Annotated in this window: 20 protein-coding genes; 15 read left to right on the top strand and 5 right to left on the bottom strand. The window is 68.5% G+C overall.

From position 1 onward, the window contains the following. Position 1: 1 nt before the first annotated feature. Positions 2–670 carry a YidB family protein gene (locus tag FV218_RS14040; RefSeq protein ID WP_147710229.1) on the top strand — a complete coding sequence of 223 codons (669 nt, stop codon included), beginning with the start codon at positions 2–4 and terminating at the stop codon, positions 668–670. Positions 671–712: 42 nt separating this feature from the next. On the opposite strand, the gene FV218_RS14045 is transcribed toward FV218_RS14040, so the two are convergent. Beyond that, complete coding sequence (locus tag FV218_RS14045) at positions 713–2,137, bottom strand: sensor domain-containing diguanylate cyclase (RefSeq protein ID WP_246685125.1); 1,425 nt, start codon at positions 2,135–2,137, stop codon at positions 713–715. A gap of 183 nt (positions 2,138–2,320) precedes the next feature. Beyond that, positions 2,321–3,220 (bottom strand): bifunctional DNA-formamidopyrimidine glycosylase/DNA-(apurinic or apyrimidinic site) lyase, encoded by a 900-nt coding sequence (gene mutM / locus FV218_RS14050; RefSeq protein ID WP_147710231.1) that lies wholly within the window; start codon positions 3,218–3,220, stop codon positions 2,321–2,323. Positions 3,221–3,325: 105 nt separating this feature from the next. On the opposite strand from mutM, the gene ubiE reads away from it, so the two are divergent. The 7 genes from ubiE to FV218_RS14085 all read left to right on the top strand — a co-directional run bounded on the left by ubiE (position 3,326) and on the right by FV218_RS14085 (position 11,367). Next, entirely contained in the window at positions 3,326–4,099 is a 774-nt protein-coding gene (gene ubiE / locus FV218_RS14055) for a bifunctional demethylmenaquinone methyltransferase/2-methoxy-6-polyprenyl-1,4-benzoquinol methylase UbiE (RefSeq protein WP_147710233.1), read from the top strand. A gap of 73 nt (positions 4,100–4,172) precedes the next feature. Beyond that, positions 4,173–5,720, top strand: coding sequence for a 2-polyprenylphenol 6-hydroxylase (ubiB, locus tag FV218_RS14060; RefSeq protein ID WP_147710235.1), 1,548 nt, complete (start codon positions 4,173–4,175; stop codon positions 5,718–5,720). A gap of 85 nt (positions 5,721–5,805) precedes the next feature. Continuing rightward, positions 5,806–6,750 (top strand): alpha/beta hydrolase, encoded by a 945-nt coding sequence (locus FV218_RS14065; protein WP_246685126.1) that lies wholly within the window; start codon positions 5,806–5,808, stop codon positions 6,748–6,750. Then, complete coding sequence (gene opgC / locus FV218_RS14070) at positions 6,720–7,910, top strand: OpgC domain-containing protein (RefSeq protein ID WP_246685127.1); 1,191 nt, start codon at positions 6,720–6,722, stop codon at positions 7,908–7,910. The genes FV218_RS14065 and opgC overlap by 31 nt, the downstream gene beginning before the upstream one ends. 82 nt (positions 7,911–7,992) lie before the next feature. Then, a complete protein-coding gene (locus tag FV218_RS14075; RefSeq protein ID WP_147710239.1) occupies positions 7,993–9,762 on the top strand; it encodes a PQQ-binding-like beta-propeller repeat protein in 1,770 nt (589 codons plus the stop codon). Positions 9,763–9,823: 61 nt separating this feature from the next. Beyond that, positions 9,824–10,240, top strand: a complete 417-nt coding sequence (locus FV218_RS14080; protein ID WP_056095630.1) for an acyl-CoA thioesterase — start codon at positions 9,824–9,826, stop codon at positions 10,238–10,240. Beyond that, complete coding sequence (locus FV218_RS14085) at positions 10,237–11,367, top strand: endo-1,4-beta-xylanase (RefSeq protein ID WP_147710241.1); 1,131 nt, start codon at positions 10,237–10,239, stop codon at positions 11,365–11,367. The genes FV218_RS14080 and FV218_RS14085 overlap by 4 nt, the downstream gene beginning before the upstream one ends. A gap of 13 nt (positions 11,368–11,380) precedes the next feature. On the opposite strand, the gene FV218_RS14090 is transcribed toward FV218_RS14085, so the two are convergent. Then, positions 11,381–12,289, bottom strand: a complete 909-nt coding sequence (locus FV218_RS14090) for an alpha/beta hydrolase (RefSeq protein WP_147710242.1) — start codon at positions 12,287–12,289, stop codon at positions 11,381–11,383. A gap of 95 nt (positions 12,290–12,384) precedes the next feature. Continuing rightward, positions 12,385–13,338: a lytic transglycosylase domain-containing protein gene (locus tag FV218_RS14095; RefSeq protein WP_147710263.1), complete on the bottom strand. Its 954-nt coding sequence runs from the start codon at positions 13,336–13,338 to the stop codon at positions 12,385–12,387. Positions 13,339–13,404: 66 nt separating this feature from the next. Here FV218_RS14095 and FV218_RS14100 point away from each other — a divergent pair, with 66 nt between their 5' ends. From FV218_RS14100 to upp, 6 genes are all read left to right on the top strand, one after another. Beyond that, on the top strand, positions 13,405–15,033 hold the full coding sequence (locus FV218_RS14100) for an ABC transporter ATP-binding protein (RefSeq protein WP_147710244.1): 1,629 nt from the start codon (positions 13,405–13,407) through the stop codon (positions 15,031–15,033). 8 nt (positions 15,034–15,041) lie between these two features. Then, positions 15,042–16,259: a phosphopentomutase gene (locus tag FV218_RS14105; protein ID WP_147710245.1), complete on the top strand. Its 1,218-nt coding sequence runs from the start codon at positions 15,042–15,044 to the stop codon at positions 16,257–16,259. A gap of 39 nt (positions 16,260–16,298) precedes the next feature. Further along, the gene (locus FV218_RS14110; protein ID WP_147710246.1) at positions 16,299–16,490 is read left to right on the top strand and encodes a DUF1192 domain-containing protein; all 192 of its coding nucleotides are present in this window, start codon (positions 16,299–16,301) and stop codon (positions 16,488–16,490) included. Positions 16,491–16,652: 162 nt separating this feature from the next. Further along, positions 16,653–17,291 carry a TetR/AcrR family transcriptional regulator gene (locus FV218_RS14115; RefSeq protein WP_147710247.1) on the top strand — a complete coding sequence of 213 codons (639 nt, stop codon included), beginning with the start codon at positions 16,653–16,655 and terminating at the stop codon, positions 17,289–17,291. Between the two features lie 197 nt (positions 17,292–17,488). Further along, positions 17,489–17,956 carry a DUF2852 domain-containing protein gene (locus FV218_RS14120; protein ID WP_147710248.1) on the top strand — a complete coding sequence of 156 codons (468 nt, stop codon included), beginning with the start codon at positions 17,489–17,491 and terminating at the stop codon, positions 17,954–17,956. Between the two features lie 155 nt (positions 17,957–18,111). Then, a complete protein-coding gene (gene upp, locus FV218_RS14125; protein WP_147710249.1) occupies positions 18,112–18,750 on the top strand; it encodes a uracil phosphoribosyltransferase in 639 nt (212 codons plus the stop codon). 552 nt (positions 18,751–19,302) lie between these two features. Here upp and FV218_RS14130 read toward each other — a convergent pair. Next, complete coding sequence (locus tag FV218_RS14130) at positions 19,303–20,253, bottom strand: helix-turn-helix domain-containing protein (protein ID WP_147710251.1); 951 nt, start codon at positions 20,251–20,253, stop codon at positions 19,303–19,305. A 1,137-nt stretch (positions 20,254–21,390) separates the two neighbouring features. On the opposite strand from FV218_RS14130, the gene FV218_RS14135 reads away from it, so the two are divergent. Further along, positions 21,391–22,368, top strand: a complete 978-nt coding sequence (locus FV218_RS14135; protein ID WP_246685128.1) for a GlxA family transcriptional regulator — start codon at positions 21,391–21,393, stop codon at positions 22,366–22,368. Positions 22,369–22,451 lie beyond the last annotated feature (83 nt).

Genomic DNA, 22,451 nt, shown 5'->3' on the forward strand with positions numbered 1-22,451 from the left:
CATGGGGGGTGGCATGGGGGGTGGCCTGGGCAACCTCTCGCCCATCGTCCAGGCACTCCTGATGCTGCTCATGTCCAAGGGCGCCGGGGGGCTCGGCGACCTCCTGGGCGGCGGCGCGCAAAGCGAGCCCCGGGGGCGGCGCGAGCCCGATCACACCGGTGACGACGGCGATCTCGGTGGCTTCGGCCAAGATCGCGGCCAGAATCGAGGGGATGATCGCGGGCCGGATCGTGGTCGGGATACGGGTTACGATCCGCGCGGCGGTCAAGGCGGGGGTCAAGGCGGCGATTTCGGCGACCTCGCCGGAATGCTCGACGGTCCGGGCGAGGGCGGACGGGACGAGCGCGATCCAGGGGCCGGTCCCTATGCGCACCTCGACCACGAGGCCGGCGACGGACAGACCGGGCTCGACGGACTCATCGACCGCTTCCAGCGCGGCGGCCTCGGCGAGATGATGGAATCCTGGATCGGCCACGGCGAGAACCGTCCGGTCCAGCCCCGCCAGCTCGCCGATGCCCTCGGCCCCGACGCCGTCGACACCCTCGCGCAACGGACGGGCCTGCAGCGGGACGATCTCCTGTCGCAGCTGGCCCAGGCCCTGCCGCAGGTGATCGACCGCCTGACGCCCCAGGGCCGGCGTCCGACGGGAGACGATGCCCGCGGCTGGTAGGGTCCGGGAACCGCAGGGCCCCCGCGCGACCCGGCTCCCGCCCTACCCGGCGGCGCGGGGCCGGATCGTCCGGTCGAAGCACATGCCCGGCTCGTAGAACCGGAACGTGTTCCGGCCTGCCGCCTTGGCGCGGTAGAGGGCCAGATCGGCGTGCCGGTACAGGGCGTCGGGGCTGTCGCCGTCCTGGGGGGCGCGGGCGATACCGATGCTGGCGCCGACGACCACGCGCTCGCCCTCGAGGTCGATGGGCTCGCGGATCGCCTCGATGAGGCGCCGGGCGAGATGCTGCCCCTCCTCGGGGCGGTCCGCGCCGGACTGGATGATGGTGAATTCGTCGCCACCGACCCGCGCCACGGTATCCTCGTCCCGGACGAGACCCTTCAGGCGGTCGGCGATCCGGCACAGGAGGGCGTCGCCGGCCTGATGGCCGAGGCCGTCATTGACCGCCTTGAACCGGTCGAGATCGAGGCAGAGCACCGAGAAGCCAGCGGCTCCCCGGCGAATCGCGGAGAGCTGCTGGGTCAGGCGCTCGCGGAACAGGGTGCGGTTCGCCAGATCCGTGAGGGCATCGTGCCGGGCCATATGGCTGATCCGGCGCGCGGATTCCTCGCGCTCCGAGACGTCTCGGACGGCCGCGACGTAGCCCGTCGGGCGCCCGTCCACGGCGTGGCGCGTGAGGTTGAAGGTCACCTCGACCCAGACCCAGGAGCCGTCCTTGCGGCGGTAGCGCTGCCGGGTCACCGCCCGGGCCATGCGGCCGGCGCCGAGGGCGGCGAGGACGCGGGTGAAGGTCTCCGCATCGTCGGGGTGGATCTGGTCCATGGGCAACGTCCCGACGAGTTCGTCGGGCTCGTAACCCAGGAGGGTCCGCGACGCCGGGGAAACGTACTGGCGTCGGGTGTCGAGGCTGGAGCGGACGATCATGTCGGAGGTGTTGTCGGCAAGCAGCCGGTAATGCGCCTCGCTCTCGCGCAGGCGAGCCTCGGTCCGGTGCAGGGACATCTGCGCGGCCACGACCGTCGCCAAGTCGGCCAGCTGCGCCCGCTCCGCGGCCGAGAAGACCCGCGCCTTGGTATCCTGCACGCACACGGTCCCGGCGCGGACACCCGGGGCGAGGATGATCGGCGCCCCGGCATAGAAGCGGACATGCGGCTCGCCGGTGACGAGGGGACTGTCGGCGAAGCGTGGATCGGCCCAGGTGTCCTCGACCACGAGCACGTCGTCGGTCAGGATCGCGTAGGTGCAGAACGAGCCCGTGCGCGGCGTGCCGGCGGCCGAGAAGCCGCACTTGGCCTTGAACCATTGCCGGTCCGCCTCGACGAGGGTGACGGTCGCCATCGGAACCCGAAACAGGGAACAGGCCGTGCGGCAGACGGCGTCGAACTGCATCTCGGGCGGCGTATCGAGGATGGCCAGATCGCGCAGGGCGGCGAGCCGCTCCGTTTCGTTGGCGGGAAGGGGGTACATGCGTGCTCCGAAACCTTCCGCGTTGTACGCGATCGCTCGAACCGAACACGAGCTATCGGCCAGGAATGCAAATCCCTCCTTAACGGGGTCCGCCAATCGAGCCGGACCCAGTGTCGGGACAGGATTCGACGCATCCTTTCCACCGCTTTTCGACAAATTTTATCGGGTCTCAGGTCCACTGACCTATTCGGCCGAAGGAGTCTGGCACGTCTCGCAGTAGAAGGTCGAACGTCCTGATTGCACGATACGGGCAATACATCCGGTGCAGCCCAGCGTCCGGCAGGGTTCGCCCAGGCGATCATAGACTCGGAACGCGTGCTGGAAGGCGCCGGCACTCCCATCCGTGTGGACGTAATCGCGCAGGGTCGAGCCGCCGGCGGCCACCGCCTCCTTGAGGACCTGCGGGATCACCTCGGCCAGCAGGCGCGCCTTCGGGGTCGGGCCGCCATCCGCTGCGGCCAGCCGTCCCGCCGGCGTCCCGGGATGGAGCCCGGCCCGGTGGAGCGCCTCGCAGACGTAGATGTTGCCCAGACCCGCGATGAGACGCTGGTCGAGGAGGGCCGCCTTCAGGGGCGTGATCTTGTGGCGGAACAGGCGCGCCACCGCCTCCGGCGTCAGGGCCTCGCTCAGGGGCTCGAGGCCCATGGCGGCGAAGTGCCGGCAGGTCGCCAGTTCCGCCGTCGCCACGAGGTCCATGAAGCCGAAGCGGCGGGCGTCGTTGTAGGTGACGGTGGCGCCGTTCGACATGGCCATGACCACGTGATCGTGCTTCGGGGTACCGAGCGCCCCGTCGAGGTAGAAGTCGCCCGGCGAGAGGTTGCTACCATCGGGCATCGCCACGTCGAAGCGGCCGGTCATGCCGAGGTGCAGGATCAGTGACTCGCCGGAATCGAGACCGGCCACGAGGTACTTCGCGCGCCGTTCCAGGGCCGTCACGGACCGGTCCGTCAGGCGTTCCGCGAACCGCTCCGGGAACGGAAACCGCAGTCCGGAACGGCGCAGGGTGACATGGGCGAACCGGGCGCCGACCATGGCGGGAACGAGCCCGCGGCGGACGGTCTCGACTTCGGGCAGTTCGGGCATGGCTCTCCGGTACGGACCATCGGGGCGGAAACGGGATGCGGTGCTGGCGAACATGGCGGTTCGCCCCGGCTTTCGCTATGACGCTCACCCCAAGAGGTGAGGTTCATGAGTCACGCCGAGCGGTCCCCCCCCGACGAGAATACGCATTTCGGCTTCGAGCAGGTCGCCCTCGGCGAGAAGCAGGCGCGCGTCGACGACGTTTTCCGCTCCGTGGCCAAGCGCTACGACCTCATGAACGACCTCATGTCGGGCGGCCTGCACCGGGCCTGGAAGTCGCAGCTGATCTCGATGCTGCGCCCGCCCCGGAACCGTCCGTTCCACCACCTCGACGTGGCCGGCGGCACCGCCGACATCGCCTTCCGCGCCCTGGACGCCGGCGGCCCGGCGACGCACGTCACGGTGCTCGACATCAACGAGGCGATGCTGCGCGTCGGCGCCGAGCGGGCGGGGAACCGCTTCGCCGGGCGCATCGACTTCGTCACCGCCAATGCCGAGGCCCTGCCGCTGCCGTCGGAGAGCTTCGACGCCTACACCATCGCCTTCGGCATCCGGAACGTGCCGCGCATCGACCACGCCCTGGCCGAAGCCCACCGGGTCCTCAAGCCCGGCGGGCGCTTCCTCTGCCTCGAATTCTCGAAGGTCGACCTGCCCGTCCTCGACCGGATCTACGACGCCTATTCGTTCCACGTGATCCCGCGCCTGGGCTCGAAGGTGGCAGGCGACGCCGAATCCTACCGCTACCTCGTGGAGTCCATCCGCAAGTTCCCGAGTCCGGGGCGGTTCGCCGGCATGATCGAGGCGGCCGGGTTCCGCCATGTGAGCCACCGGCCCCTGTCGGGCGGCATCGTGGCGATCCATTCGGGCTGGAAGGTCTCGTGACCGCCTTGGCCCGGCAAGGGGAATCCGGTTTTTGGGACAAGCCGAGGCGGGACCGAGATCGGCGGCACGCCTGATGCTCCGCTCCCTCTTCCGCGGGGCCCATGTCGGCTTCGTCCTCGCCCGCGAGGGTGGGCTGTCCCTCATCGATTCCCACGACCTGCCGCCCCACCTCCGCCTCGCCCTGAAGGCCGGGCGGATGCTGGAGCGGCGGGGCCTCGGCCCGGGGGCCGGGCCCCTGCAGCGGGCACTGACCCGGCTCGGGCCGTCCTACGTCAAGTTCGGGCAGTTCCTCGCGACCCGGCCCGACATCGTCGGCATGAACGCCGCGCGCGATCTCGAGACCCTGCAGGACCGGGTGCCGCCCTTCCCACAGGAGGTGGCGCTCCGCGTCGTCGAGGCCGCCTTCGGCAAGCCCGTGTCCACGCTGTTCGTCTCGTTCAGCCCGCCCATCGCGGCGGCCTCCATCGCCCAGGTCCACAAGGCGCACATTCTCGATGCCGACGGCACCGAGCGGGTGCTCGCCGTCAAGATCATGCGGCCGGGGGTGCGCGAGCGCTTCCAGCGCGACCTCGAGGTCATGCGGTTCATGGCCCGCATCGTCCACGCCCTGTCGCCCGAGGCGGAGCGCCTGCGCCCGCGCGAGGTGGTGGAGATCCTGGCCCGCTCCGTCACCATGGAGATGGATTTCCGCCTCGAGGCGGCGGCCATGTCGGAGCTCGCCCAGAACACGAAGGACGACGTCGATTTCCGCGTGCCCCGGCCCGACTGGGAGCTCACCGCCCGCGACGTCCTGTCGAGCGAGTGGATCGAGGGCATCCGCCTCAACGACCGCGCCGCCATCGTCGCCGCCGGGCACGATCCGCGGGCGCTCGGGCGCGCGGTGATCCAGTCGTTCCTGCGCCACGCGATCCGGGATGGATTCTTCCACGCCGACATGCATCCGGGGAACCTGTTCGTCGATCCGACCGGCACCCTGGTGGCGGTGGATTTCGGCATCATGGGCCGCCTCGGCCACCCCGAGCGGCGTTTCCTCGCCGAGATCCTGCTCGGCTTCATCCTGCGTGACTACAAGCGCGTGGCGCAGGTGCATTTCGAGGCCGGCTACGTGCCCGCGCACCATTCCGTGGACGATTTCGCCCAGGCCATCCGCGCCATCGGCGAGCCGATCCACCAGCGCAAGGCCGACGAGATCTCCATGGCCAAGGTGCTGACCCTGCTGTTCGACATCACCGCCCTGTTCGACATGCGCACGCGCACGGAACTGGTGATGCTCCAGAAGACCATGGTGGTGGTGGAAGGCGTCGCCCGCTCGCTGGATCCCCAGCTCGACATGTGGACCGGGGCCGAACCCGTGGTGCGGAGCTGGATCGCCCGCAACCTCGGCCCCCTGGGGCGCATCGAGGGCGTGGGACGCGCGGCGCTCACCATCACCGACGTGGTCTCGGACATTCCCGACCTGGCGCAGCGCCTCCGCCGCATTCTCGTGCGCCTCGACGAGGCCGGCACCGGCAACGCCGACCGCCTCGATGCCTTCGCCCGCGCCACGCGGCGGCGCGCCATCTGGTCCACCGTGGCCCTGTGGGCCATCGCCGTCGGCGCCCTGGTGATGGCGTTCCGCTGACCCTTCGGCCCGGTCCACAGGGCGGATGGAACGGATTCCTCGCCTGGCGCCTTTGCCTCTGCGAAGTGGCGTCCGGAGGGGCTGCGTGGCGAACGAGTTTTCCCTGCCCGGTCGCCGCTCCGTCATCATGGGTCTCGCTGCGGCGGCAGCCTTCGTTCCGAGAACTCACGCGGCCGGAGGGCTTGCCCGGCTGACGCTCTGGCCCGGCCAGCCGCCCGGCGGCGGTGGACCGGCCGGTGCCCTCGTCCAGGACGACGGCGGCGCGGTCTCGAATATCGCCACGCCCACCCTCGAGGTCTTCCTTCCGCAGAAGCCGAGCGGCGCGGCGGTCCTGGTCGCGGGTGGCGGGGGCTACAGGCGCATCAGCCTCATCAAGGAGGCCTATCCGGCGGCCTACTGGCTCGCGGCGCAGGGCATCACGGCGTTTGTCCTGACCTACCGGCTTCCCAGCGAGAACTGGACCGACGGTCCCGCCGTGGCGGTGCAGGATGGGCAGCGCGCCCTGCGGGTGATCCGCGCCCATGCCGACCGGTTCGGCCTCGATCCGAACCGCATCGGCGTGATGGGGTTCTCGGCCGGCGGGCATCTCTGCGGCATGATCGCGGCCCGCTCCGCCTTCCGCTCCTACGCACCCGTCGACGCCGTGGACGCGTTGTCGGCACGACCGGATTTCGCGGCCCTGATCTATCCCGTCGTGAGCCTGCAACCGCCCTTCGACACCACGAACACCCGTCGGTCCCTCGTGGGCGAGACGCCGACGCCGGAGGCGAGCGCGGCTTGGTCGCTGCACACCCATGTCGGCGCGGACTGCCCGTCGATCTTCCTCGTGCAGGCGGACGACGATCAGGTGGTCGCCCCCCAGCAGAGCCGGATTCTCGACGAGGCGTGTCGGGGCGCCAAGGTGATGGTCGAGTATCATCGCTTCGCCGTCGGCGGCCACGGGTTCGGCATCGGCAACGCCGAGGCGTCGGTCACCCTGTGGCCACGCCTCTACCGGCTGTGGCTCACCAGCCTGTCGGTGATGCGCTGACCCACCCCGGGCCTGTCACGCCGGGCGGCCAACCAGGCCATGACCCGGGGCTTGCGGCTCTCCCGCCCGATCCGTCGCACCGGCGCGACGCCCGCATCGACGTCATCCGGGGCTTCGCCCTGCTGACGATCTTCGTCGATCACATTCCCCGCAACGCGCCGGCCCTGCTCACCCTTCACAATTTCGGGTTCTCGGACGCGGCCGAGATCTTCGTGCTCCTGGCGGGCTACTCCGCGATGGTGGCCTATGGCGGCCTGTTCCGGCGCGCAGGCACGAAGGCGACCCTCGCGCGCATCGCGTGGCGCTGCCTGAAGATCTACCTGTTCCAGGCGGGCCTCCTGCTGGCGACCCTGCTCATCGTGCGCGTTTGGATGGACCTCACCGGCCTCGTCCCGCGCTTCGGCGTGCGGGCGCTCCTCGATATGGGCCTGCTGCCGGGTGCCCTGCGCGGCCTCATGCTCAACGCCCTGCCGAACTATCTCGACATCCTGCCGCTCTATATCCTGCTGCTGGCCCTCTTCCCGCTCGTCTATGTTGGATTGCGGCGCAGCCCGTGGGGCACGCTCGCCCTGTCGGGCCTGATCTGGCTCGCCGCGAACGTCGATCACCGACTCAACCTTCCCAACGCGGCCGCCGTCGACGACGGCTGGTACTTCAACCCGTTCGCGTGGCAGTTCCTGTTCGTGATCGGAGCGGCCCTCAGCGTCGCTGTCCGGGCCCGCGGCGGGCTCCTGCCCCGGCATCCGATCCTCACGGCCGCCGCCCTGATCTACCTCGTCGGCGCCCTGCTGCAGGCTTTTCCGTGGGCGGAATGGGGACTCTGGGACCTGCGGCCCCTCGCCATGACCGCGCCGGACAAGAGCCGCGTCGCCCCCTTGCGCCTTCTCCACATCCTGGCCCTGACGAGCCTGGTCTTCGCATCGCCGACGGTGCTGCGGCTCTCGAGCCGCCCCTGGCTCCGCCCCTTCGACGCCTGCGGCCGGAACTCCCTGGAGATCTTCGCGGCCGGCTGCCTGGCGGCCCTCGTTGGCCGGATCCTCTACCGCACCTTCGAGCCGGTGTGGCCGCTCCAGATCGCGGTCAACCTCGGCGGTCTCGCCCTGATGCTGGGCCTCGGCCTCGTCCTCGACGCGCGGGCACGCCAGCGCACATTGCGATGAGGGCCCACCCGGTGCATCCATAACGGCAAGCCACGCCTGCCGAGGCGCGCTTCAACAAGAAAAACGGCCGGAGGAGAACGCCATGGTCCGCCGCACCACCCGACGGCTGCTCGCCGGCCCCCTCCTCGTCCTCGGCGGCCTCGGCCCCTGCGCGGCCGAGGACTGGCCGATGTTCGGCGGCGACCACACCAATCGGCACTTCTCGGGGCTCACGACCATCGACACCGGAAACGTGGCGCGCCTGCGCCCGGCCTGGATCTTCCAGACCGGCGTCACCGGATACTTCCAGGCCGAGCCCGTGATGGTGGACGTCACCCTCTACGTCTCGACGACGCAGAACCACGTCGCGGCCCTGGACGCCAAGACCGGCGCGGTCCGCTGGACCTACGTCCACAAGGCCCGCACGGAAAAGATCTTCGGGCCACCCTCGAACCGGGGCGTCGCCGTCTCCGATGGGCTGGTGTTCGAGGCGACCATGGATGGGCGCGTGATCGCCCTGGACGCCCGGACCGGCAAGGTGGTGTGGGACCACGAGGCCGTGCGCCCGGAGGAGGGCGAGTCCGAAACCGCCTCGGCCCTGGCCGACACCCTCGGGGCCGGCACCGTCCAGGGTTCGAGCCGACTGGGCTTCAAGATGCCGCCCCTCATCGCCAACGGCCTCGTCATCGTCGGCGTGGCCGGGGCCGGCTACGGCCTCCATGTCGAGGACGAGAAAGGGGGCCTCGATGGCGGCGCCGTCGTCGGCATCGAGGGCGGTTACGGCCGGCGCGGGTGGCTCGCCGCCTACGACGCGAAGACGGGGGCCGAGCGCTGGCGCTGGTACGTCACCAAGGCCGACGGCTGGGAGGGCGGATTCGTCGACAGCACCCCCGACGGGGTGCCGCTCCACCGCGACATCGCCGCCGAGAAGGCCGCCGCTCCCGCCCACAGGGATGCCTGGAAGGTCGGCGGCGGGTCGCTCTGGATGACCCCGGCCTTCGATCCGGCACTGGGCCTCATCTACGTCGGCACCGGCAACCCGGCACCGCAGAATTTCGGCCTCTCGCGGCCGGGTGACAACCTCTACACCATGAGCCTCGTCGCCCTCGACGTGACCACCGGCCAGCTGCGCTGGTACTATCAGCAGGTGCCGCACGACGAGTGGGGCTACGACGTGGCGAGCCCGCCCTTCCTCCTCGACCACGCGACGCCGCAGGGGCCGGTGAAGGCCGTGGCGCAGGCGAGCAAGACCGGCTGGCTCTACGTCCACGACCGGACGGACGGGAAGCTGCTGACCCGTTCGGCGCCCCTCGTCGCTCAGAAGAACCTCTACGCGCCGCCGACCGCCGCCGGCACGGTGGTGAGCCCCGGGCCGCTCGGCGCCATCTCCTGGCACCCCGTCGCTTACGACTCCAAGGCCGCCACGGCCTACGCACAGGTCCGGCACGGGGCCACCACCTACGTGGTGAAGACGGCGCCGGCCTCGGGCGGCCGTCCGGAGATCCGCTATACCGAGACCACGGAGGCGAAGGGCGAGCCCTCCTTCAGCACCCTCACGGCCGTCGATCTGGCCCGCGACGGGGCCATCAAATGGTCGGTGAAGGCGGGAAGCCGGCTCTCCGGCGGGACGCTGGCCACCGCCGGCGGCCTCGTCTTCTCCGGCGAGGAGGACGGGCACCTCGACGCCCACGATGCGAAGACCGGCGCGATCCTATGGCGCTTCCAGTGCGGCGCCGGCATCGGCGGGCCACCCATCACCTACGCCCTCGGCGGCAGGCAATACGTCGCCGTGGCGGCCGGCGGGGCTTCCTTCACCAAGGGCTCGGGCTTCGGCACCGGGGATGCCCTCGTGGTGTTCGCCCTGCCGGATTAGGTCCGATCGCATCGGCGCGCGGCTTGCGACGGGCCGGATTTCACCCCACCGGACCGGCCCCATGCCCCACGACAGCGTTCCTCATCCGACCCGACAGCCGACCGACCGGGGTCCGCCGGTGGTCCGCACCATCGCCATGCCGGCCGACACCAACCCGGCCGGCGACATCTTCGGCGGCTGGCTCATGGGCCAGATGGATCTCGCCGCCGGCAACGTCGCGGCCCGGCGCTCGCGGGGCCGCTGCGCCACCATCTCGGCCGAGGCGATGACGTTCCACCGGCCGGTCTTCGTCGGCGATGAGGTCAGCATCTACGCCTGGATCGTGAAGGTCGGGCGCACCTCCATGCGCATCCAGGCCGAGGTCTGGCGCCGCGAGCGCGAGGGCGAGGTCACCATGAAGGTCACCGAGGGCCTGTTCACCTTCGTCGCCATCGGCCCCGACCGGCGCCCGCGCCCGATCCCACCGGAGGACGCATGACGCCGACCCGCCGCGATGTTTTTGGCATTGGCGCCCTCGCTCTGGCCACCGGCTCCGTCTCGGCCGCGCCACGGGGCTCGTGGGCGGCCGATGGCCTGAACGCGGCGGCGGCCAGGAAGGGCGTCGCCTACGGCTCGGCCGTGAACATCACGCCCCTGCGCCAGAATCCCGCCTACGGCCGGGCGCTCGCCCGTGAATGCGGGGTCCTGGTGCCGGAGAACGCCATGAAGCTCGCCTATGCGTGGCGGGCGCCCGGCCCCATCGACTTCTCCTTCGCCGACGAGACCGCCGCGTTCGCAGCGAGCAACGGCCAGCGCCTGCGCGGACACACCCTGGTCTGGCACGAGGGCATCCCCGCCTGGGCGCGCGAGCGCACTGCCCGCGACGCGGAGGGCTTCCTGCGCGATTGGATCGGCGCCATGGCGGGGCGATACCGCGGGCGGATCGAGGCCTGGGACGTGGTCAACGAGATCTGCGGCCCCGACAATGGACGCGCCGACGGACTTCGGGCGAGTCCCTGGCTCGCCGCCCTCGGACCGCGCTACGTCGATCTGGCCTTCACGCTCCTGCACGAAGCCGATCCGGCGGCGGCCGGGGTCTGGAACGAGAACGACCTCGAACTCGACGCCGACTGGATCGCCCCGCGCCGGGCCATGGTGCTGCGGACCCTGGAGGGGATGGTCCGGCGCGGCGTGCCGGTCCGGCGCCTCGGCCTGCAGGGCCACCTCTATGCCAAGCATCCCCTCGATCAGGACACGCTGCGCCGCTTCCTGCGCGACGTGGCGGGGCTCGGCCTCGCCATCGAGGTCACGGAATTCGACGTGAATGACAAGGACTTTCCCGCCGACCTGCCGAGCCGGGACCGGGCGGTGTCGGACCTCGCGCGGCGCTTCCTCGACGTGGTGCTGGACGAGCCCGCGACCCTCAACGTGCTGACCTGGGACATCACCAACGCCAACTCGTGGCTCAACACCAACCCGCAGCGCCGCCGCGCCGACGGGTCGATTCAGCGCGCGCTGCCCCTCGACGAGAGCTTCGCCCGCACGCCCCTGTGGCGGGCGATGCACCGGGCGTTCTCCGACGCGCCGGACCACCGTGCGGCGCGGGACCGGTTACGGCGGGGATAGACCGGCCCTCGACTCAGCGGTTCACGGTCCGGGCCGGAACACGCTCGCCGCCGGAATGCTGCCTCAGGAAGGCGGCCATCTCGGCCAGGGCGGGGGCCTTGGAGCGGAAGGTCACCGAGAGCGCTAGCAGGGTGTCGGAATGGTCGAGCCCGGCATAGATCCGTTCCTGCACCGGCACCCGGACGTCGCGCAGGCGGGCGGCAAGGTTGCGGGTGTTGCTCGGGCGCACGATGGTGTCGGCGTCGCCGGTGGCGAGGTAGGCCGGGGGCGAATGCGGGCCGGCGAAGCTCACCGGCTGGGTCGCGGCCTTGTCGCGGGCCTCGCCGAAGATTTCGGTGGCGGTGCCGGCATCGAGGGGCAGGAAGTCGTAGGGACCGGACAGGCCGGCCACCGCGCGGACCACCTTCGGGTCGACGCCGGCGCGCCGCAGATAGCGCGGGTCGAGCCCCAGCATCATCGCGTTGTAGGCTCCGGCCGAGTGGCCGGCGAGGACGATCCGGCGCGGGTCGCCGCCATACTGGGCGATGTTGTCCCGGACCCAGGCGATGGCGGCCGCGCCATCGTCGAGGAAGTCGGGGAAGCGGACCTCGGGGTAGAGCCGGTAATCGGGCAGCACCGTCACGAAGCCCTGGGCGGCCAGCGCCTGACCGACGAAGGCGTAATCCTCCTTGGTGCCGTTCTTCCACGAGCCGCCATAGAAGAACACCAGCACGGGCGCTCCCCCGGCCGCCGCCACGGGGGTGAACACGTCGAGGCGCTGGCGCGGATGCGGACCGAAGGCCGCGTTGCGCATGGTCAGCCGACCGCCATCGTCACGCGGACCGATGGCGTCGAACAGAGCGAGCGGCGAACACGCCGTGACGCCGAGGGCGAGGAAGGCAAGACCGATGAGGCTGGCAAGGACGGTGGGGACCCGGGTCATGCATCTCTCTGAAGGCGGCGTCACCGTCCTGTGACAGGGCGCACACGGCGGATTGATGGCGCAATCGCGGGCGATCCGGATCGTGATCGACACGCCTACGTGCGCAGGACCAGGCAGGCCCCGCCGACGCCGCGAATCCGGCCGCAGAGGGCATCGGCAGCCTCGCGGCTCTGGGCCGGAATGCGGATGCGGTAGAAGGCCCGGGTCCCGCGATTGCGCAGGCGTGTGCCGATGATCATCGGCCGAACCTCGCCGATCACGCTTGTGTAGAGCTTACGCGTGCGGGTGAAGCTCTGGAGGGCCAAGGCCTTGGAAAAATTGCCCGCGAGCTGGATGCCCCAAGGCGCCGCCGGTCCCTCGTTTCCACCGATGGCGAAGCGGTCGCCGCGCGACGGAACGCGCAGGGCCGCCGTGACCTGAAGACAGGTCTTTTCGGAGTCGGGCTTGGCTGCGGCGGCCTTCTTGTCGGCTGCGCCCTCGTCCGGCGGCATCTCGATGCCGGCGCCCGCGCGCCAATCCTCCGCCGGAGCGCCGGTGATCGCCAGGACGTAGTTGCGGGTCTCGCTCGGCAGGCCGCCGGTGCCGGCGAGCCACGCGGAGACCCGGCCGGGGCCGCCATTGTAGGCCGCCGCCGCGAGGCCGAGATTGCCGAACTGCCGGTTGAGATCGGCGAGCAGGTGGGCCGCGTGCGGGATCGCCTGCTCGGGGTCGAACGGATCGGTGAGACCGCGCTCGCGCGCCGTGCCGGGCATGAACTGGGCGATCCCCTGCGCGCCGACGGGACTGACGGCGCCCACGCGAAACGCGCTCTCGCGCCAGATCAGGCGGGTGAGGAACGGGACGGGGATGGCGCGCGCCCTGGCCGAGGATTCGATGAGCCGGCACAGGGCCTGCTCCACGGTCTCGCCCCCCTCCGACGGGGCCGCCGAGGCGGGGGCCGCGCCGGCGAGGACGAGCACGGCGGCGAGAAGGGCGGGGCGCAGGATGATCACGCACGGGGTTGTAGCGCGCGGAGGCGCGCGATCAATCACGCATCGCCGTTCGCCCATCGCCATCGCGCGCGCTATAACCGACCGAGATCTTCTCGCCCCGGCTTGTTCCATGACGTCCGCCCGATGACCGACACGCTGCTCGAGGTCCAGGATCTGTCCGTGGCCTTCCGCTCCCGCGAGCGCGAGACCCTGGCGGTGGATCGTGTGAGTTTCGCCATCGCGCCGGGCGAGACCCTGGCGCTGGTGGGTGAATCCGGCTCCGGCAAGTCGGTCACCGCCCTGTCGATCCTGCGCCTCCTCGACGGCAGCGCGCATCATCCGGGCGGGCGCATCCTGTTCCGGGGGCGGGACCTCCTGACGTTGCCGGAGCGCGACCTGCGCAAGGTGCGCGGCGCGGACATCACCATGGTGTTCCAGGAGCCGATGACCTCGCTCAACCCGCTCCACAGCATCGAGCGGCAGATCGGCGAGGTGCTGGAGGTCCATCGGGGCCTGAGGGGCAGGAGCGCGCGCGCGCGCGTCCTCGAACTCCTCGATCTCGTCGGCCTGCGCGACGCCGAGCGGCGCCTCGCCGCCTATCCGCACGAGCTCTCCGGCGGCCAGCGCCAGCGGGTGATGATCGCCATGACGCTCGCCTGCGAGCCCGACCTGCTGGTGGCCGACGAGCCGACGACGGCCCTCGATGTCACTGTGCAGGCGCAGATCCTCACCCTGCTGGCCGACCTGCAGAAGCGCCTCGGCATGGCGATGCTGTTCATCACCCACGACCTCGGCATCGTGCAGCGCATCGCCACCTCCGTCTGCGTGATGCTGGAGGGGCGCATCGTCGAGGCGGGGGCGACGGCCGAGGTCTTCGCCCGGCCCCGGCACGCCTACACGCAAAGGCTTCTCGCCGCCGAGCCCACGGGTCGCGCCAACCCGGTCCCGGAGGGCGCCGCCGACCTCCTCGCCGCCGGCCCCCTCAAAGTGTGGTTTCCCATCCGCCAGGGGCTTCTCCGGCGTACCACAAGCCACGTGAAGGCCGTGGACGGCGTGTCGCTCCGGGTCCGGGCCGGCGAGACCGTGGGCGTCGTGGGTGAATCGGGCTCCGGCAAGACGACCCTGGGCCTCGCCCTGCTTCGGCTGACGGCCTGCGAGGGTCCCATCGTGTTCCTCGGCCGCTCCATCGCCGGCCTGACCCCGGCGGCCATGCGGCCGTTCCGCCGCGACATGCAGGTGGTGTTCCAGGACCCCTACGGCTCGCTCTCCCCGCGCATGACGGTGGCCGACATCATCGCCGAGGGTCTGGTGGTGCAGGGCGCCGTGAAGGGCCGGGCCGAGCGCCAGGCCGTGGTGGCGGGCGCCCTCACCGATGTCGGCCTCGATCCGGCGACCATGGACCGCTACCCGCACGAATTCTCCGGCGGCCAGCGCCAGCGCATCGCCATCGCGCGTGCCATCGTCCTCAAACCCAAATTCGTCGTCCTCGACGAGCCGACCTCGGCGCTCGACCGCTCGGTCCAGGCGCAGATCGTCACCCTCCTGCGCGATCTCCAGCGCGAGCGCGGCCTCGCCTACCTGTTCATCAGCCACGACCTCAAGGTGGTGCGGGCGCTCGCGAACCATGTCCTCGTCATGCAGAACGGCCGTGTGGTCGAGGAGGGCCCCGCCGAGACGATCTTCTCGGACCCGCGCCACCCCTACACCCGGGCCCTGTTCGCCGCCGCCTTCGACCTGCGGAGCGACGCCATCGCCGACCCGGTCCCGGCCTGAGCCGTTTGATGCCGCGCGCCCTCCTCATCGTCCTCGATTCCGTCGGCATCGGCGGCGCCCCCGACGCGGATTCCTACGGCGATTCCGGCGCGGACACCCTGGGCCACATCGCGGAGTCCTGCGCGGCCGGTCGCGGCGACCGGGCCGGCCTGCGCGCCGGCCCCCTGCGCCTGCCGAACCTCACGGCGCTGGGCCTCGGCCTCGCGGCCGAAGGCGCCACCGGGCGCATCCCGCCGAACCTCGCCCCCACCGGCCCGGTCGCGGGCACCTACGGCCACGCCGCCGAGACGGCCGCCGGCAAGGACACGCCCTCGGGCCATTGGGAGATCGCGGGCGTGCCGGTGCTGGAGCCATGGGGGCACTTTCCCGACACGGTCCCGGCCTTTCCCCGGGCCCTCGTCGCCGACCTCGTAGCGCGGGCGGAGCTCCCCGGCATCCTCGGCGATTGCCACGCCGCCGGCACCGCGATCGTCGAGCGCTATGGGGCGGAGCACATCCGGACGGGCCGGCCGATCTGCTACACCTCGGCCGACAGCGTGTTCCAGATCGCCGCCCACGAGGACCATTTCGGCCTGGAGCGGCTGTACGAGACCTGCCGCGTCGCCCGCGACCTGTGCGACGCCCACCGGGTCGGGCGCGTCATCGCCCGGCCCTTCCTCGGCACTCCGGAGACGGGGTTCCGCCGCACGGCCAACCGCCGGGACTACGCCGTCGAGCCGCCGGGCGAGACCCTGCTGGACCGCCTCGCCGCGCAAGGCCGCGCCGTGGTCAGCGTCGGCAAGATCGGCGACATCTTCGCCCACCGCGCCACGGGCCGCGAGATCAAGCCCGCCGGCAACGCCGCCTGCCTCGACGCCGCCCTCGCGGCGTTTCGCGACCTGCCCGGCGGCGGCCTCGTCTTCCTCAACCTCGTGGATTTCGACACGGAGCACGGCCACCGCCGCGACGTGCCGGGCTACGCCGCCGAGCTCGAAGCCTTCGACGGGCGCCTGGCCGAAATTCATGCGGTTCTTCAGGCGGATGACCTCTGTATCGTCACCGCCGACCACGGCAACGACCCGACCTGGACCGGCACCGAGCACACCCGCGAGCAGGTGCCAATCCTGGCCTTCGGCCCCGGAATCGCGCCCGGACCCATCGGGGCGCGGCCGACCTTCGCCGATATCGGCGCCGCGGTGGCGCGCCACCTCGGCCTCGCGCCCCTCGGGGCGGGGCAGGCGTGGTGACAGTTCCCAGCATGGTGACAGTTCAAGGAAGGATCGACCATGCGCGATGACGACGAGACCCCCTCGGGGTCGAGCCCGAGCCACAGGGTCGGCGAGCCCCTCGACACCCTGTCGGTGGCCGACCTCGCCGAGCGCATCGCCCTCCTGCAGGGCGAGATCGCGCGCCTCGAAGCCGCCCGCGACGCCAAGAACGCGGCCCGCGACGCGGCGGGGTCGATCTTCCGGATCTAGGATCGCGCCCTGTTGCGCCCGTGCGTCGATGGCGTACGCTCTGTCTACTAATCGACAGAGATGGCTTAAAAAATCCCGTTCGCGTGCTAGGGGAGGGCTCCGGTCTGCAACCGCTTGGCGTCTCGCTCGTCATGATGGGGCGGACCCGATGAGGACAACAGCGTGCGACCCTGGCGCGAAGGCCCCGACGACCGGCGCAGCTACCATCACGGCAACCTCAAGGAGGCCCTGATCGAGGCGGCGCGCCGGTTCATCGCCGAGCGCGGCGTCGGCGGCTTCACCCTCGTCGACGCGGCCCGCCTCGTCGGGGTGACGCCGGCGGCCCTCTACCGCCATTTCCGGGGGCGCGAGGCCCTGCTGGAGGAGGTGGCGGGGCGCGGCTTCACCGACCTCGCCGAGCGCCTGGCCCGGTCCCTGGCGGCCAAGGGGACGCCCCTGGAGCGCTTCACCCGCATGGGCGAGGCCTACCTCGCCTTCGCCGAGGAGGAGCCGGGCTACTACGCGGCGATCTTCGAGACGCGGGGGCTGCCGGCCGCCGTGCCGAACGCCGAGGCGGGGCCCCGGCCGAGCCCGTTCGACCTCCTGGTGGACGCCCTGCAATCGACGTTTCCGGAAGGATTCGGCGGCGTCGCCCCGCGCTTCGTCGCCCTGGAGGTCTGGGCCCTGTCCCACGGTCTGGCGACGCTCGCCGCCTCCGGACACCTGCCGAAGGGGCCCGGCGTCCCCGACAAGTACGAGCTGTTGCGCGCCGGCGTCCTCGCCCTGGTGCACGGCGCCGGACCGGCGCGCGCCCGCGACTGAGCCGGGACCGCCCGGCGCGCGCGCGGCACGGCGCGCCGTCACACGCCCCCCATGGAACGGCGCATCCCCCCCCATGGAACGGGCGGCCGCACGAATGCGCGCCGCGCCCCTTGCACGAATGCGCGCCGCGCCCCTTGAAAGCCCGCCGCCGCATCCGCAAGTAAATGTCGTTCACATTAACATCGGAGACGTGAGCCGTGAGTCTATCCTCCACTTCCCCCTGGTCCTCCGGCAAAGCCTGCCGCAGCGGCCCGTTTCCCAAGCGCTCGTTCGAGATCGGCGCCATCGTGGTCGGCTTCATCTACTGGTGGCCGGCGGCTCTGGCCTACGTTGCCTGGAAGGTCGCCGGCTATCCGGCGCTCAGCGAGATGCGGGGCCTCGCCAGCCGCGGCAGCGCCTGGGGCAACGCCTGGAACGCCGGCGGCACCGGGCGCTCGCGCTTCGCCGCCGCCTACGAGGCGGCCAACGGCTCCACCGGCAACCGCGCCTTCGACGATTACCGCAAGGCCGAGCTCGACCGCCTCGACGCCCAGCGCAAGGCCCTGGCCGAGGAGAGCCGCGCGTTCTCGGAGTATGTCGAGGGCCTGAAGCGGGCCAAGGACCGCGAGGAATTCGACGCCTACATGGCCCAGAAGCGCGCCGCCGACTCGACCCGCTCCGTCTGAATTCTTTCGGAGCGACCTCACAACGGGGGCTTCCGGCGAAAAGCCTGGAGCCCCTTTTTCGTGGGCCCACCCGTCGCGGGGGATGCCCCGATGCGCTAAGACATCTGGGCTCGGGTCCGCCTTCCGCCGGCCCGACCGGGAAGGTGTTTGCGGCGATGCAGGACGCGGCGGCAGTCCGGGTGGTCGACCACCCCCTGGTCCAGCACAAGCTGACGCTCCTGCGCGACCGGGCGCGCTCGACCAAGGGGTTCCGCCAGATCCTCAACGAGATCGGCATGCTCCTGGCCTACGAGGTCACCCGCGACCTGCCCCTCGAATCGGTCACCATCGAGACCCCGATCCAGGCGATGCAGGCGCCGCAGATCGCCGGCAAGAAGCTCGTGCTCGCCCCGATCCTGCGCGCCGGCACCGGCTTCCTCGACGGGATGCTGTCCCTGATGCCCTCGGCCCGGGTCGCCCATATCGGGCTCTACCGCGACCCCGAGAGCCTGGAGGCGGTGGAATACTACTTCAAGGCGCCGTCCGATCTGGCCGACCGCACGGTCCTCGTCCTCGATCCCATGCTCGCCACGGGCAACTCGGCGGTGGCGGCCATCACCCTCCTGAAGGCCCGCGGCGCCCAGGACCTCCGCTTCGTCTGCCTGCTCGCCGCCCCCGAGGGGATCAGGCACCTCCGGGCGAGCCACCCCGACGTGCCGATCTGGACGGCGTCCATCGACAGCCACCTCAACGACCACGGCTACATCGTCCCCGGCCTGGGGGATGCGGGGGATCGGATGTACGGCACGCGGTAGGGGTTGGGGTTTGAGGCTTCGACCTGCCTCTAACATCGGTGATGAGGGATTTCCCGCTCGTCTGCTTCAGCAGCAGGTATTCAAGAAAACGAATGCAGTTGCTGGTGTGAAAGCCCTTGACCCTCGATGCGTCCGCCGAAGCGATTGACGGTTGGGGGCCGTCGATTGAGGCAACGATCCTGAGGCGCGTGCAGGTGCCAGGATGTGTTCCTAGGAACTTGCCTTGTGACGTAGCGCGATCCGATACCCTTGCGGTTCGGACAAGAAGAAGATCCGCCATGCCAGACGGCGGTCTCGCGAGGGCCGGCGCATTGACCCCGGCTTCTGCCGCCGAGGGACCTATGTCGCATGGGAACGCGTGGCGACAAACTCGTTCATAACTAAATTTCGGCCATCGAACTCGCCGCTGTCATCGCCTTTTCTGCTGATGGAATTCAGACTAAATTTTTTTGGCACAACCGATAGATCTCCGATCTTAAACACACTTGCTCGACATTTCTTGAACTAATCTTTAAGGTGTTATATTTATATCCAGCCAATAATCAGCCTTAATCAGAGAAGGTTTTGCCTCCGATACTCTCCGGGTGGCAAGCCGTAGCTTTTCTTGAAGCGTCGAGTGAAATGGGACTGACTAACGAACCCACAATGGTTGGCCAAACTTCCGACCGGCATATAAACGTAGATAGGATCGGCTAAGCGTTCTGCTGCGGCCTTGAGCCGACGATCCCAAATCCAGTCGGAAACGTGCTGACCGCGCTCTTGGAAGAGATCCTGTAACCGGCGGAGTGAAACGCCGACCGCTGCTGCAAGCAGGGGCGGAGCAAGTGTAGGATCTCCTAGATTGTCTTCAACGAAAGCCTTGGCTCGCTGAACAACAAGGGTGCCATGCAGTCGCCGCGGCACCTCCTTTGCCAGCCTCTCAGCGAGGCTAGCGATGATGAGATCAACTCCAATTGAAGACATTCGCGCAGAGGCATCCGGGCTAAGCATACTATTTACGCGGACCAATTCCTTAAAAAAATTTGCAGCAAGCTGAGTAGACATCACTGTGGAATCCGCAGTTAACGACGAGTATATCCGCGACGGCCCTAAAATATCTTCAATTCGCGCCCGAGGTATTTCAATGAGGAGCGCACAAGTTATCGCCTCCGAAACAACGATCTTCGGTTGGCGATCATATATCACCAGACCACCCGCCCTCTGCAAGCAATCACGATCGTATTGCCGGTTCTTGAGTATGCCTTTTTCAAGAATGCACGCCGTGAAAGTATCATCCTTGTCGGGTCGCCGGATCGTACTCAGGGTTGCTTCAACGCGAACGTCGCTTTGCGTGAGGCGGGTTATCAAAACTGACCCGACCCGAGCTCCCTCGATGGAACCATGGAATGGATTGTTCTTGACGCGGGACAATTCTAGGGGAGCGATCCTATCGGTAAAGCATTCGCGCCAACGAAAGAAATTGTTGCGCGAACCTGTAATTTTGGTGGCAAATAAAGTTTCCATGCCGGCCCAAGTCTATATTCTATTCAACACAGGTTATTACTAGAAACATACTCTGCTAAATTTGAGCAAACTGATGCATAAGCGCTCAAGCTGCAGACGGTTTCAAGCCTTTTGAAAGCGAGCCGAACGAAAGAAGCCTGCGCTTCGCGTCCATGGTTCGCGAATGCGACGGATCATCCGTTCGCATTTCGCAGAAAATAGACATGTCGGGCACACCTTGGCAAGTAGGCTTAAGTCATTCGCAGCGAGTGGCATTCATAAGGCATGCAACCGATCCGATCTACACGCGATGCTGCGCAAAACCCTTCTTTGGGACAACCCTTACCAGCAAATACCTCCCTAGGTTTTCACAATTCCCCTGGATAAAAATTTACTCGTACGAAAAATGTGCCTTGTGAGATCAAGCGGATGTCCTTTTTTGAGGGATAAACGTCCTTTTAAAAAAAATGAAATTTGGTAGATTACCCTGATTAATACCATAGATATCTTGTATTATTGTTTTGAATATTGGGAACATCAATTTGCATTGGCAGTGTCCTGTCCGATATGACCGATGGCGAACGGTGGCGCACGCTGCGCCGACGGGGACAGCGTCCTTTCTCGAGGAATTTACGTCCTTCAAGCTGTTGGGCAACGGCGGCAGATATGGCCGGCCGATGCCACCGGACGTGATCGACTTCATACGCAGCTTAGCAAACCAATCGCGAGACCTCGTTGGCATCTGCAACGGCGTCGCCCTTCTCGTTCCCGCCGGATTGATTAGCGACAAGACTGTCCGAACAACTTCACCGCAGAAGCGCTTCTCGCGATCTCGTTGCAAGCAAAGCGCTGCCGTCAGGGGGTGGCGTTGCAGAGGACGGCAACCTATTCACTGATGGTCCCGGCATTGGAAACTTCGAAGTTCCGCTCTTGATGATGGAGGCTGCATTCGGGCAGAAAATGTCCGAGTTCATCGAGTTCGTGATCGCGTACGATCCCCAGCCCCCATATGGTAAAGCGGCAGTCGATAAGGCCGACCAAGCCGACGTAGAACGGTGCCGTGCTCTGCTGTCGTGCGTCATCGAGCTGTACCGAAGGCCTCCGCCGAGAACCTGTTTCGTCGCATTGGGGGCAAACACGTGCAACCCGGAGCCCACCTTGGCCCAGATCGTTGGTTTCTATGTCTGCTCAGGCCATCAGATCCTCGATCTGGCGGGCCCGATTGGTGCTTTCGACTTGGCTGGGCACTCGGCCGGTCAGACCCTCTACCAGATGCAGGTCCTATCCCGCGGCGGTGGATTGGTGAGCGGAAGTGCAGGCGTTTCCATTGAGACCTTGGCGATCGATGCTGTCGCCCCCGACACGCTGATTGTCGTAGGGGGCGATATCCTCCCGATGAGTGCCCCAGCGGAGGTCGATGCTGTCCGACGAGCCGCTACTCGAACATCTCGCTTGGCAAGTGTCTGCACGGGAACGTTCCTGCTAGCGGAGACAGGACTCCTCGACTCGAAACGTGTCACGACCCACTGGGAATTTGCCGGTGAGTTTCAACGCCGCTATCCCCGCGTAACAGTGGATGCCGACTGCATCTTCGTAGCCGACGGTCATCTTTGGACATCCGCGGGCATCACGGCAGGGATCGATCTCGCGCTTGCGCTCATCGAAGCGGACCACGGTGTGGAACTGGCACGCGCGGTGGCAAGACAGCTGGTCGTTTATCACAGACGATCGGGAGGTCAGTCGCAATTCGCCGCCGTTTCGAACATGGAGCCGGAGTCCGACCGCATCCGGATTGCGCTCACCTACGCTCGCGACCACCTCACCGAGGATTTGACGATCGCATCCCTTGCGGATGTCGCGAAGTTGAGCGGACGGCAATTCACGAGGGCCTTCAAGAGGGAAACAGGTGCAACGCCCGCAAAGGCGGTGGAACGGTTGCGCGTGGAGGCGGCCCATGTCCGTTTACGGGAGGGATCGGAACCCATCGAGTTGATCGCCCGGATGGTTGGGTTCGTCGATGCCGAGCGGATGAGGCGGGCCTTCATCAACGTCCATGGGCAACCGCCGCAAGCCATCCGACGACTTCACCGGTCGAACGCGAGGTCCCCTGGGTCACCAACCCGTGTCATTCCTTAAGTCCTGCGGTCGCCCGGATTGATTGTCCGATCGTGCTCAATCTCGGTCCTAAGGCTTGTATCGGGCGGAATGTCTGTCTGTCA

The sequence above is a fragment of the Methylobacterium sp. WL69 genome, from assembly GCF_008039485.1.
Classification (GTDB): domain Bacteria; phylum Pseudomonadota; class Alphaproteobacteria; order Rhizobiales; family Beijerinckiaceae; genus Methylobacterium.